General features: G+C 60.9%; 12 protein-coding genes, 2 tRNA genes and 1 pseudogene. 6 read left to right on the forward strand and 9 right to left on the reverse strand.

The window, feature by feature from the left end; all coding sequences use genetic code 11:
- Positions 1–80: 80 nt before the first annotated feature.
- Entirely contained in the window at positions 81–980 is a 900-nt protein-coding gene (locus tag PX653_RS10705) for a LysR family transcriptional regulator ArgP (protein ID WP_277417866.1), read from the reverse strand.
- 98 nt (positions 981–1,078) lie between these two features.
- On the opposite strand from PX653_RS10705, the gene PX653_RS10710 reads away from it, so the two are divergent.
- From PX653_RS10710 to PX653_RS10730, 5 genes and pseudogenes are all read left to right on the forward strand, one after another.
- A complete protein-coding gene (locus PX653_RS10710; RefSeq protein ID WP_277417867.1) occupies positions 1,079–1,696 on the forward strand; it encodes a LysE/ArgO family amino acid transporter in 618 nt (205 codons plus the stop codon).
- Between the two features lie 644 nt (positions 1,697–2,340).
- Positions 2,341–2,931, forward strand: coding sequence for a hypothetical protein (locus PX653_RS10715; RefSeq protein WP_277417868.1), 591 nt, complete (start codon positions 2,341–2,343; stop codon positions 2,929–2,931).
- Positions 2,831–3,361, forward strand: coding sequence for a JmjC domain-containing protein (locus PX653_RS10720; protein WP_277417869.1), 531 nt, complete (start codon positions 2,831–2,833; stop codon positions 3,359–3,361). The genes PX653_RS10715 and PX653_RS10720 overlap by 101 nt, the downstream gene beginning before the upstream one ends.
- A gap of 88 nt (positions 3,362–3,449) precedes the next feature.
- Complete coding sequence (locus PX653_RS10725) at positions 3,450–3,767, forward strand: hypothetical protein (protein ID WP_277417870.1); 318 nt, start codon at positions 3,450–3,452, stop codon at positions 3,765–3,767.
- A 31-nt stretch (positions 3,768–3,798) separates the two neighbouring features.
- Positions 3,799–4,935, forward strand: a pseudogene (locus PX653_RS10730) (transglutaminase domain-containing protein); the annotation flags it as partial.
- A 565-nt stretch (positions 4,936–5,500) separates the two neighbouring features.
- On the opposite strand, the gene PX653_RS10735 reads toward PX653_RS10730, so the two are convergent.
- The 6 genes from PX653_RS10735 to PX653_RS10760 all read right to left on the reverse strand — a co-directional run bounded on the left by PX653_RS10735 (position 5,501) and on the right by PX653_RS10760 (position 10,945).
- Positions 5,501–5,577: transfer RNA gene (locus tag PX653_RS10735), tRNA-Arg, on the reverse strand.
- A 109-nt stretch (positions 5,578–5,686) separates the two neighbouring features.
- A tRNA-Pro gene (locus PX653_RS10740) sits at positions 5,687–5,763 on the reverse strand.
- A 75-nt stretch (positions 5,764–5,838) separates the two neighbouring features.
- Positions 5,839–7,191: a phosphoglucosamine mutase gene (glmM, locus tag PX653_RS10745; RefSeq protein ID WP_277417871.1), complete on the reverse strand. Its 1,353-nt coding sequence runs from the start codon at positions 7,189–7,191 to the stop codon at positions 5,839–5,841.
- Between the two features lie 57 nt (positions 7,192–7,248).
- Positions 7,249–8,073, reverse strand: coding sequence for a dihydropteroate synthase (gene folP, locus PX653_RS10750; RefSeq protein WP_277417872.1), 825 nt, complete (start codon positions 8,071–8,073; stop codon positions 7,249–7,251).
- Positions 8,074–8,178: 105 nt separating this feature from the next.
- Positions 8,179–10,059: an ATP-dependent zinc metalloprotease FtsH gene (gene ftsH, locus PX653_RS10755; RefSeq protein WP_277417873.1), complete on the reverse strand. Its 1,881-nt coding sequence runs from the start codon at positions 10,057–10,059 to the stop codon at positions 8,179–8,181.
- 208 nt (positions 10,060–10,267) lie between these two features.
- Positions 10,268–10,945 (reverse strand): RlmE family RNA methyltransferase, encoded by a 678-nt coding sequence (locus PX653_RS10760; protein WP_277417874.1) that lies wholly within the window; start codon positions 10,943–10,945, stop codon positions 10,268–10,270.
- 42 nt (positions 10,946–10,987) lie between these two features.
- On the opposite strand from PX653_RS10760, the gene yhbY reads away from it, so the two are divergent.
- The gene (gene yhbY / locus PX653_RS10765) at positions 10,988–11,455 is read left to right on the forward strand and encodes a ribosome assembly RNA-binding protein YhbY (protein WP_277417875.1); all 468 of its coding nucleotides are present in this window, start codon (positions 10,988–10,990) and stop codon (positions 11,453–11,455) included.
- A gap of 119 nt (positions 11,456–11,574) precedes the next feature.
- Here yhbY and PX653_RS10770 read toward each other — a convergent pair whose 3' ends face one another.
- Both PX653_RS10770 and greA read right to left on the reverse strand, forming a co-directional pair.
- Entirely contained in the window at positions 11,575–12,018 is a 444-nt protein-coding gene (locus PX653_RS10770) for a DUF4149 domain-containing protein (RefSeq protein ID WP_277417876.1), read from the reverse strand.
- Complete coding sequence (gene greA / locus PX653_RS10775) at positions 12,018–12,494, reverse strand: transcription elongation factor GreA (protein ID WP_107141710.1); 477 nt, start codon at positions 12,492–12,494, stop codon at positions 12,018–12,020. The genes PX653_RS10770 and greA overlap by 1 nt, the downstream gene beginning before the upstream one ends.
- Positions 12,495–12,569 lie beyond the last annotated feature (75 nt).

A 12,569-nucleotide genomic window follows, 5' to 3' on the forward strand; every position in this document is an offset into this window, starting at 1 on the left:
TCCCACCTCGGGGTCAGACCCCGAGGTGGGACACGGACTCGGCCGCCGGCACGCCAGCTTCTGGCGCGAAAGCGCCAGGCTCAAGCATGAGGGGGCGACAGTTCGCCTCTGGCGGCCGCGACGATCCCCTGCCCCAGCCGTTCGAGTTTCGGCGACTGCACGCGCCATGCATGCCAGTACAACGGCACATCGGTATATTCACCCGGGCATAAATCCACCAGCTCCCCCGTTTCCAGGCCGTCGCCATATTGCTGCGCCGGCAGCATGCCGTAGCCCATGCCCAACCGGATGGCGCGCACGAATGGATCGCTGGACGGCACGTAATTGACGGGATAGGCGCCCGGCAAAAGACCCAGGTGGCGTTCGAGAAACTCAGATTGCAATTTGTCCTTGCGGTCGAAAAACAGGACTGGCGCCTGGCGCGCCGCGTCGCGCGTCCATCCATTCGGGAACCAGCGCTGCACGAACGCCCGGCTGGCCACCAGCCGGTAACGCATGACGCCCAATGGTTGTACCGTACAACCGCGCATCGGCAATGGTTCGCTGGAGATACCGGCCAATGCCAGCCCTTTCTCCAGCAGCGAATACGTGTAGGTCTGGTCGTCGAGCAGAATTTCGACCGTCATATTCTGCTCGGCCATGAATTGCGCCAGGGCCGGCAACACCCACGTGCCCAGCGTGTCATTATTGACGGCGATCGCCACCTGGATGGGCACCCTGTCGTTCGCACCGGCTTCAGCCAGGAATTCCGCCTCCAATAAACGGCTGCGCCTCAGGTATTGCAGCAGGTGCTGGCCGGCACTCGTCATTCGGCACGGCCGGCTGCGGATCAGCAGCGGCGATCCCAGCGCGGTTTCCAGCGCGGCAATGCGCTGGGAAATCGCAGATGGCGTCAGATTCAATTGTGCGGCCGCGAGTTCGAAACTGCCGGTGTCGGCGGCGGCAACGAATGCATCGCATTGGCGGGTGTCGAGAGTCATCACGAAGTTAAGCTGGGCTAATGAAAGGTGAATAATCTTAACCCAGCTTCACTTCCGCTGCGGTGGCCTCGACAATCAATGCTTTCAAGGAGAGCGTGATGACGACAACGGCGGTGTATCTCAGTGGCCTGGGCCTTGGCGCCAGCCTGATCATGGCAATCGGCGCGCAGAATGCCCACGTGCTGCGCATGGGCGTGCGGCGCCAGCACGTGGCCCTGACGGTCGCCGCCTGCATCGTCGTGGACGTGCTGCTGATCGGGCTCGGCGTGGCCGGTGCGGGTACGCTGATCGAGTCGTCGCCGTTTCTGCTGGCCGCAGCCAAGTGGGGCGGCGCGGCGTTTCTGCTGTGGTACGGCATCAGGAGTTGGCTGCGGGCGTGGCAGCCGGCCGCACTCACGGCCGATGCGGGCACGACAGCGAGCGACGCGAGCGCGGCACTGGTCACGGTCCTGGCGCTATCGCTGCTCAATCCGCATGTCTACCTCGACACTGTCGTGCTGCTGGGCTCGGTCGGCGGACGCTACTCGCTGGGTGAACGGCCAGTATTTGCCGCTGGCGCCATGACGGCTTCGCTGCTGTGGTTCACCGGGCTGGGATTCGGCGCGGCCCGGTTTGCCGGTGTGCTTGGACGCCCGCAGGTGTGGCGCGTGATCGAAGCGCTTACCGGCGCAGTGATGCTGACGCTGGCAACTACCCTGGTGCTGCCGCTGGGATGAACGTACTGACGTGCCGTTGAGCAGCCCCTGGATTGGCCAACGGCGCGGTCAGGTCGCATGGCGACGACGAGTACTACCGGCATGCCGACGGTGGGACGTATCTACATTGCTTGACGCAACCAAATTGTCGGGACTGCGGTGGACAGGCTTCGCGCCGTGTGTCCCCATCATAATCCTGGACGGCTTCGATACCTTCCTGATCTGCTTCCTGCCGCCGTACACCCATCGACCAATCGTCGCAGCTTCTGGTCCGATGCAGACCTGCATCACTGATGACGCGACTTAAGGCGACCGAGTCATCCTATCTTGGCGCAATTGGATATAAACGGTCATCCGCCGCGGCTGATCTCGCGTGCCATCTGATTGCTTATATCGCCGCAGTCTTGATTACCCTGGAAACCGCGCACTGATTACTCACTTCTAGCCTACAGCAGAAAAAATGTTGCTCATCAACACCATAGAGTAATTTCATTGTGCAGCAATCGGCTGCGATTCTAAGGGAAATAATTGCAAGAAGTCTCACCAATTGTCACGAAATTACAGATGATGCAAACTTAATACGCTGTAATAGTTAACAGGCGGTTTCAGCCGGGGAAGCCACGTAACATCCCCGCACATATTAAAACAATTATATTAAATACCACATGAATGATGCGACCTGTATATTCCATTACCCGGTCATCTCGGGGATTGGAACAGGCCCGCTAACAATTGAAGATCCAGATTCATTAAATTCTCTCCACATCAAGATTGGAACAAAAATGGTTAAATTGGGTGTCAGCGATTCACAATTCTTTTCAAGCCATTTTGAAAAATGCATTCTCTATCGAAAACAAGCACTGGGGGCGACCGGATACGACTGGTCAAACGTCGAGCGCATGTTGTATCAATGGGCACCTGACGACCAGAAGCTCTCCGTTCATCTAAACGGTTTATTACCACCGGGCGCGTATCTCGACACGGCGCAAGACTTGGACGACATTCGCCAGCGCATCAATGCAAAACGGCTACGCGAATTGCTGACGGCCGGCGCGACGCTGGTCATGAACCGCGTCGACGATAAGTGTCCCATTATCGGCTCGATCTGTGCCGAGCTGTGCCAACTCGTCGGCGAAAAAGTTGTGGCGAATGGATATGCCGCGTTTGGCGGCACCGGCACCTTTGGGAAGCCATTGGGATACACACGATGTGTTTGCAGTGCAGCTAATCGGCCGCAAGCATTGGAGGGTCTATGAACCCACGTTCGCAATGCCGTTGCCAACGCAGCGCAGCAAGGATCGCAAGCATGAATGTCCCGCCGTACCCGTATTTGACGGCGTACTGGAAGCCGGCGATATCCCGCGCGGCTGGTGGCACTCGGCCGAGCCAATTCCTGGTGAGGAAACCTACCATATCGCTGCAGGTGTCCATACAGCGAAGACGATCGATTACCTCTCGTGGCTGGTCGAGCATATCCTGCCTGACTTTGTAGCCTGCCGCACGTCGCTGCTGGGCAACTCGGATGACGGAGAAAAAGTCGAGCAATTGTTACAAGCCATTGCCGCTGCCGCGCATGATCAGGGAAATCTTGAGAAATTCATGGCGGGCATCCACGGCCTGCGCAACACGAGGAAAGACGTCAGCTTCGCCGGCATCATCCCGAATCCAGTAAGGGAAGCCGCATAGGGGCAGCAACAGTTTCAGCCGATAGCAATAAGACGCAGTAATCGGCTGTATCAATGCCACCTATGTGGCAAATTTTCTAGGAGAACTGATGAGGCTCTTGACATTACCGGAAATTAACTCGGTCGCTGGCGGCGAAACCACGACCGTAACGATTCCGGCTGGGTTTTCAGTGACCGTCACGCCTATGGCAAACGGCACAGTCACGCTGGGTCTTTTCCAGGGCAATTCACTGCTGTTGGACTGGAATAGCGGCGTCGCGGCTGGCTGTGCCGCAATCGGGCTGGGTGCCGGCATGATGTCGCTGGCATTCACTGGCGGGAACGGCGTGGCGGCGATGTGGGTCGGCCGCGCTGCGGCGTTCGGGTGCAATGCTGCCCTGAACAACCCGAACCCGCCACCCCGCTGAGCCCCCGACGGAGGTCGCCGCACTCGCGGAGCGTTTGACGAAGGGTATCATAGATCGACGTGCACAGGCCTCCACACTATACCGCTGGGTCGCAACCAATATCCGTTACGTCGGTGTGCAGGTTGGCGCCGGCAGTTGGCAAGCGCGCCCGGCTGCCCAAGTACTGCGCAATGGCTACGGCGATTGCAAAGGCCATGTTGCCCTCCTGAGAATGCTCTTGAAAGCCAAGGGCATCGCCAGTGATGGAGTGCTACTCAATATGGGATCCGAATGGTGGGATGCAGCACCCGCCGCGCCGCAAGCCTATAATCACATCATCGTATTTATTCCCGAACTGGACGTCTTCCTCGACTCGACCCAGAAAGACGCGCCGTTTGGTGTACTGACACCGGACGTGGCGGGAAAGAACGGTTTGCTGGTCGACGGCGCCACCCGTATCCGGATCGCCCCGATTGCCTCCACTGGCTATGTCAATGTTAGTACCTCGCAACATCTCACGCTGAGGGATGACGGCTCAATAGCCGGCACCTCGACGATCACCTATCGCGGTATATCGGCAATGCTCAATCGGGCGGCGTTTGCCGCGATCAAGCAAATGCCGGATGTCGAGGTCGTAACGGCAATACTTCAGCAGGACGGCGAACGTGGGACAGGCGCTATCGCCCGACCGCAAATTGACAGTCCGTCCGCAAGTTCTGAAACTCGAGTTGATTTCGAGCTCGCACCCAAATCTATGAGTCGGCCCCACGGGGAACTCGGCACCACACGTGGCTTACTGTTCGGCGGCATCGGATCCTTCGTCCGCGCGGCGTCAGGTCCGGAAAAACGCCTGGATTACCCATGTCCTTCGGTCGTGTACAGTGAGAACACGGCAATCTCCCTGAATGCAGGGATGACACTGTCGCAGCTGCCGCAGGACGTCGTGCTCGATCCGACCGACGCCGTACCTGTTGCTTATCGCTCCCAATACCGTATCAGCGGGAACAGCCTTAATATCACTCGAACGCTACGCGTTACGCCATCAGGGCCAGTGTGTAAGGCGTCCGTATATAATGATTCCATCCCAGCTATACGCCGTATCGAGCAAGATATTAACTCAGTCATTGCGTATCAGTGGTCAGCCAAACCGGACGCGCGTGCTGGTCAACCATTCTACAGTGGTAAATGAGTGGAGGATGATGCTTATGGAAACCGGGCTTCAGTCCCCACATATCACAATAAAGCGGTACGGTAGTTTCGATCCGGGAGCTTGTTACCGAAGCCGTCGATAAAGCCCAAGCCTTCGATATGGCCACGGTAGAAATCTTCCATTGACTGCACTTCTTTGCAATAGCGGAATTTTTTCGCTTACGGCTTCTGCGACCCACGCAGACAACCTCAAGCGGCCCTTGTTCTGACACGACTAATTTATTTCTTGGCGCTGTTCGCGTTCGCCTGACGTACGAAAGCTGGAGCTGCCCCAACGCTCATATATCGCCTGGAAATCCGTCGAACCCATTGCCGGACTCCTGAATACATGAAGTGTCTCAACAGGAGATCAGATTGCCGGCCACGACGGCGGGAGTTTCATTACTTAGGGCGGACAGCGCTATTTCTTTAATATATGTCGAAATCGATAGGGTACGACTGTTACTGCGTTCAAAAGCGCCGAGTTGAAACCGACGGGTATCCAACCTTGCGGCAAAATCAGCAACTGAGCGGGTATGACATTTGACTAATGTCATCGATTTCATTGGCCTGCCCAGCTGGGTTCGAACCAGCGACCCTCAGCTTAGAAGGCTGATGCTCTATCCAACTGAGCTATGGGCAGTGTGAGAGAGCGGACGCTCTGGCGTGGTGGTTGGCGCGCGCGGCAAACGTTTTGCCGGGCCGCTCAAGCAAAAGCCGGTTGTCGAAGACAACCGGCTTTCTAGAAGGAGTGGTCGGAGTACAAGGATTCGAACCTTGGACCCCCTGGTCCCAAACCAGGTGCGCTACCGGGCTGCGCTACACTCCGATAAAGACATCATACCCGCTGGGGCGCGCAGCGTCAAATCGGCGTGCAGTCGCGCCTGCCTGGCAGGCGCCGCGCTCAGGCGGCCAGCGGGACCTCGACCTTGTCGGCAATGCGGCGGGCCAGCGTCTGCGCGCGTGTTGCATCCTTGGCTTCGACCATCACGCGGATCAGGGGCTCCGTGCCGGAGGCACGGATCAGCACGCGGCCCGTGTCGCCCAGCTCGCGCTCGACCGCTTCCTTCTCGGCCACCATCGCGGGATTCTTCTGCCAGTCGAAGCCGGCCGGGACGCGCACGTTGATGAGCGTCTGGGGGAACAGTTCCAGCTCGCCCGCGATCTGCGCCAGCGTCTTGCCGGCACGCTTGAGCGCCGACAGCACCTGCAGGGCCGAGACGATGCCGTCGCCCGTGGTGTGCTTGTCCAGCGCCAGCAGGTGGCCGCTGCCCTCGCCGCCCAGGATCCAGCCCTTCTCCTGCATCACTTCCAGCACGTAGCGGTCGCCCACCTTGGCGCGCGCGAAGCCGATGCCTTTTTCCTTGAATGCCACTTCCAGCGCCATGTTCGTCATCAGGGTGCCGACGGCGCCCTTCACTTCGCCCGTCGCCAGGCGGTCCATGACCATCACGTACAGCAGCTCGTCGCCGTTGTACAGGCGGCCGTTGGCGTCGCACATGATCAGGCGGTCGGCGTCGCCGTCCAGCGCGATGCCCAGGTCGGCGTCATGTGCCAGTACCGCGGCCGCCATGGCTTTCGGGGCCGTGGCGCCGTGACCGTCGTTGATGTTGAAGCCGTCCGGCTTGTTGCCGATCGGGATCACCTCGGCACCCAGCTCGTGGAACACGTGCGGCGCGATGTTGTAGGCGGCACCGTGGGCGCTGTCGACAACGATCTTCAGGCCGCGCAGGTCCAGTTCGTTCGGGAAGGTGCTCTTGCAAAATTCGATGTACCGGCCCTGGGCGTCTTCCAGGCGCTTGGCGCGGCCCAGCTTCTCAGACGGCACGCATTCCATCGGCACGTCGATCTGCGCTTCAATGTCGAGCTCGACGGCGTCCGGCAGCTTCGTGCCACGCTCGGAGAAGAACTTGATGCCGTTGTCCTGGAACGGATTGTGCGATGCCGAGATGACGACGCCGGCGGACAGGCGCAGCGCGCGCGTCAGGTAGGCGATCGCCGGGGTCGGCATCGGGCCGGCCAGCATGACATCGACGCCGGCAGCGGCAAAGCCCGCCTCCAGCGCCGCTTCCAGCATATAGCCGGAGATGCGGGTGTCCTTGCCGATCAGGACGGTTGGGCGCGCCATGCCGGGGCTCGCCGTCTTCGCCAGCACCTTGCCGGCGGCATAACCCAGCCGCATGACGAAATCCGGCGTGATCGGCGCTTCGCCGACGAGTCCACGGACACCATCGGTTCCGAAATATTTGCGTGCCATAGTCTGCTCTCTTTACTCGTTAAGGGAACCCGGGCCCTGCCCGGCGCTCCCGCTGTTTCATTGGGCCGCGTACCACACTTTCAGGGCATCGACCGTTTCGGCCACGTCGTGCACCCGCACAATGCCGGCGCCGTGCGCCACCGCGGCCAGTGCGCCGCCGAGGCTGCCCGCCAGGCGCTGTTCGACCGGCTTGCCGGTCACGGCACCGATCATGGACTTGCGCGACAGGCCCGCCAGCAATGGCACGCCAAGCTCGGCCACCATCTGGCGGCCTGCCTTCAGCAAAGCATAATTATGCTCGACCGTCTTGCCAAAGCCAAAGCCCGGATCGATCCACAGGCGACGCCGGTCAATGCCGGCGGATGTCAGCACGTCGATGCGCTCGCGCAGGAATGCCGTCACCTCCCGCACCACGTCGGCGTAAGCAGGTTTATCCTGCATTGTTGCAGGTTTGTCAAGCATATGCATGAGGCACAGTGCACAGTCGCTGTCGCGCACGGCCTCGATGGCGCCTGGCGCGCGGAACGCATTGACGTCGTTGATCATGTCCACGCCTGCCAGCACCGCCTCGCGCATCAGCTCGGGCTTGTACGTGTCGACGGAGATCGCCCTGCCGCAATCGCGCAGCGCGAACAGCACGGGCAGTACCCGGCGCAGCTCTTCTTCCAGCGGCACGGCCGGTGCGCCCGGACGGGTCGACTCGCCGCCCACGTCGATGATGTCGACGCCGTCGCGGATCATCTGCTCCGCATGGGAAATCGCGAAGTCGAGCGCGGCGAACTGCCCGCCGTCCGAAAAGGAGTCAGGGGTGACGTTGAGAATGCCCATGACGAGCGTGCGCTCGCGCGGCAAATTGAAACGGCCAAACGGGAAATGCGGCATACGGTATTCGAATGAGGATGACGGCGCGATGCTTTGGCAACGCCGCGCCAAACAAAAAGGGCGAGGATCGCTCCTCACCCTTTCGGTCACGCCATGCTGCGGGCCTTAGGCCGGAGCGGTGACGTTCGGCGACGCGGTCGGGCCGTCGTCGCTTGGCTTCTTGCGCAGGGTCACGCCCGCTTTCGGCGGACGGGGCTCATGGCCGGCCATGATGTCGTTGATCTGGTCGGCATCGATCGTTTCCCAGTCCAGCAGGGCCTTCGTCATCATCTCGACCTTGTCGCGGTTCTCTTCCAGCAGCTTGCGCGCCAGGGCGTACTGCGTGTCGAGGATTTTGCGGATTTCCGCGTCGACCTTCTGCTGCGTCGCTTCCGAGATGGTCTTGTTGGAACCGCCCAGGAAGCCTTCGTTCTGCTCGTCCTCGTACACCATCACGCCCAGCGAGTCGGACATGCCGAAGCGCGTCACCATCGAGCGGGCCAGCTTGGTGGCACGGGAGAAGTCGTTCGAGGCGCCGGTGGACATCTGGCCCACGAAGATTTCCTCGGCGATGCGGCCGCCGAACAGGATCGAGATCTCTTCCAGCATCTTGTCCTTGTAGCCGGAAATCTTGTCGTGCTCCGGCAACTGCCACGTCAGGCCCAGGGCCCAGCCGCGCGGCATGATCGTGACCTTGTGCACCGGATCGGCCTTCGGCAGCAGCTTGGCAACGACAGCGTGGCCCGACTCGTGGTAAGCCGTGTTGCGGCGTTCTTCCTCGCGGATCACCATCGACTTGCGCTCAGGACCCATGAAGATCTTGTCCTTGGCATCCTCGAAGTCCTGCATGTCCACCAGGCGCTTGCTGCGGCGCGCCGCGAACAGCGCGGCTTCGTTGACCAGGTTGGCCAGGTCGGCGCCGGAGAAGCCTGGCGTGCCGCGGGCCAGGATGTCGGCCTTGACGTCGGTGCCGATCGGTACTTTACGCATGTGCACGTTCAGGATCTGCTCGCGGCCGCGGATGTCCGGCAGGCCCACGGAGACCTGGCGGTCGAAACGGCCCGGACGCAGCAGCGCCTTGTCCAGCACGTCCGCACGGTTGGTTGCCGCGATGACGATGACGCCGGACGATACATCGAACCCGTCCATCTCGACCAGCAGCTGGTTCAGCGTCTGTTCGCGCTCGTCGTTGCCGCCGCCCATGCCGGCGCCACGGTGGCGGCCGACGGCGTCGATCTCGTCGATGAAGATGATGCACGGCGAATGCTTTTTCGCGTTCTCGAACATGTCGCGCACGCGGGACGCGCCTACACCGACGAACATCTCGACGAAGTCGGAGCCGGAAATGGAGAAGAACGGCACTTTCGCTTCGCCGGCAATGGCACGGGCCAGCAGGGTCTTACCGGTACCCGGAGGACCGACCATCAGCACGCCGCGGGGAATGCGGCCGCCCAATTTCTGGAACTTGGTCGGGTCTTTCAAGAAGTCCACGATTTCGGAGACTTCTTCCTTTGATTCGTCGCAGCCGGCCACGTCGGCAAACGTGACGGTATTGTTCGTTTCGTCCAGCATGCGAGCCTTCGACTTGCCGAACGAGAATGCCCCGCCCTTGCCGCCGCCCTGCATCTGGCGCATGAAGAAGATCCACACACCGATCAAGAGCAGCATCGGGAACCAGGACACGAAGACCTGCTGCAGGAACGACGGTTCTTCCGGCGGACGCACGTCGAAGCGCACGCCGTTCTCGCGCAGGTCGCCGATCAGGCCGCGGTCGAGGTAGGTCGACGTCGTACGCACGCGCGTATCGTCGGTCTTCGTCGCCGTAATGCTGTTGCCTTCAATGACCAGATCCTTGATGCGCTTCGCCTTGATCTCGTCGAGCAGGTCGGAGTACGCGATGGTCTTGCTGCCGCCGGAGATGCTGTGGCTGTCAAATTGCTTGAACAGCATAAATAACAGCAGGGCGACAACAACCCAGATGGCGGATTTGGAAAACATGTTATTCACGAAAACTCCTTGGATGCTCGCGCACCTGTTACCTGTAGCAGAATTCCGATTTTACTCGCAATGCGCAGGCCGTGCTACAAACCTGCCCAATGGGACGCCCGACCACCGCGCCGGATTGGTCGCTTCTGTCGCTTGAACGCGCCATCCGGGCCGCTCGCTACGGCCGCGGACGAAGCTCGTCCGCTTCGATGTGCGGGTGCCCGCCCGATTACAAGGGCCGTTCGGGCAAAACCTGGCTTTTTTCTGCGGGATGTTTCAAGCCCCGCCCCAGCAGGAAGATTTCGGACGATTTATCGCGGCTCGCCTTCGGCTTCTTCTGCGCGACGGTCTTGAATTCATGCCGGAACTTCTCGACGATCTGGGAGAAACCCATGTCCTTGAAACACTTCACCAACAATGCGCCACCCGGTTTCAGGTGCATTTGCGAAAACTCAATGGCCAGGTCGATCAGGTCTTCCATGCGCGCCGCATCCGCCGTGGCGATGCCCGACAGGTTGGGCGCCATGTCTGACAGCACCAGGTCCGCTTTGCGTCCCTGCAACACTCCAGCCAGCCGCTCCAGCACTTCCTGCTCGCGGAAGTCGCCCTGCAGGAAGTGCATGTCCGCGATCGGTTCCATCGGCAGGATGTCCAGGCCGATGATGGTGCCGTTGATGCCGCCACCCTCCTTGCCCGCAAGCTTGCGCCGGGCGTACTGGCCCCAGCTGCCCGGCGTGCAGCCGAGGTCGACGATGACCTGGCCCGGCTTGATCAGCTTTTCATCCTCGTCGATCTCCTTGAGCTTGTAGGCGGCACGGGCGCGGTAGCCATCCTTCTGGGCGGCCTTCACGTACGGATCGTTAATATGGTCGTGCAACCAGTTTTTGTTTAATTTGTTCTTTGCCATTCGCGTAGAATACTGCTTTTAAGAGAACCACTAGAAATTTATATGTTGACACTGACACCCGTTGAGCGCAGCGCCCTGCGCGCCGAAGCCCACGCGCTCAAGCCTATCGTCCTCATTGGGGAAGCCGGCCTGACGGAAGCCGTAATGAAGGAAATCGACCTGGGCCTCGATTCGCATGGCCTGATCAAGGTGCGCGTCTTCGGCGACGACCGCGAAGCCCGCATCGAAATGTACGAACGCATCTGCGCCGAGCTGGAAGCCGCTCCCGTGCAGCACATCGGCAAGCTGCTCGTCCTGTACCGTCCGAAGAAGGAAGTGGAAAAAGCGCGTGCCGTCAAGGCCGGCAAGGGCATGCGCATGGTCACCATCGTCAAGCCCAGCGCGTCCGGCACCAAGAAGCCGACCGTCAGCAAGGTCATGCTGAAAGGCAACGAGCGCGTTACCGAAGGCGGCACCATCAAGCGCGCCAAGAAGCGCCAGACCAGCACCAAGAAAACCATCCTGGGCTGACGCAGCCAGTTCCGGACCAAGCGGGCACTGCCCGCTTTTTTTTCGCCAGGCGCCGGCAGTGTTAGCAGGGGTGACTGTCACCTATTTCCGGCACGGAAATGGGTGACAGTCACCGGTTTTCACTGCTTCAGGACCAGCCAGCCCGCCAGCACGCTCTGCACCAGGTAGAGTATGCTGGAAATGCCGTGCAGCATGCCGAAGCGCTCCTTGCCGGCGGAAGCCATCACGCCGTCGGGACCGGCCGCCGCCTTCAGTTCCGCCATCATCGGCTGCAGGCCGAAATGGCTGACGACCGTGCACAGCGCCATCGCGGCGATCAACGCCAGCACCGTGCGACGGCGCTGCGCCGTCCAGCCATCCGTCCCCACTTTCAGCAGCACCAGCAACGCCACCGCGCAGCCCAGCGACAGCAGCGCCTCCATATGGAACATGCTGCCGGCGATCGTGCCGGCCAGCACGCGGTCGGACAACGTGGCGAACAAGGTCGGCGCGACCAGGTAGCCGACCGTCCACAGGCTGCCGGCCCAGATCACCGCGACCAGCAGCCGCACTTTCGCCAGCATCAGACGTAGCGTACTTCGAGGATTTCGTACTCGCGCGGGCCGGACGGCGCCTGCACTTCGACGACGTCGCCGCCCGACTTGCCGATCAGCGCTCGGGCGATCGGCGACGTGACGGAGACCTTGTTCAGCTTAATGTCGGCTTCGTCGGTGCCGACGATCTGGTAGCTGACCTTCTGGCCCGACTCCAGGTCTTCCAGGTCGACGGTGGCGCCGAACACCACGCGGCCGTCCGCGTCCAGGGTGGCCGGGTCGATGATCTGCGCGGACGACAGCTTGCCTTCCAGTTCCGCGATACGGCCTTCGACGAACGCCTGGCGCTCCTTGGCCGCGTCGTATTCCGCGTTTTCCGACAGGTCGCCGTGCGACCGCGCTTCGGCGATCGCATCGATGACGATGCGGCGTTCCTTAGTCTTCAGCTGGTGCAGCTCTTCCTTCAGCAGCTCGGCGCCGTACTTGGTCAGTGGAACAGAATTCATGTTTCTTCTCTTGGTGAATTGAAAAAAGCACAGAGCCCGGGCCAATGGCGCGGGCTCTGCTTGGGTCCTGCTATT

The organism is Pseudoduganella chitinolytica, from assembly GCF_029028125.1.
GTDB lineage: Bacteria > Pseudomonadota > Gammaproteobacteria > Burkholderiales > Burkholderiaceae_D > Rugamonas > Rugamonas chitinolytica.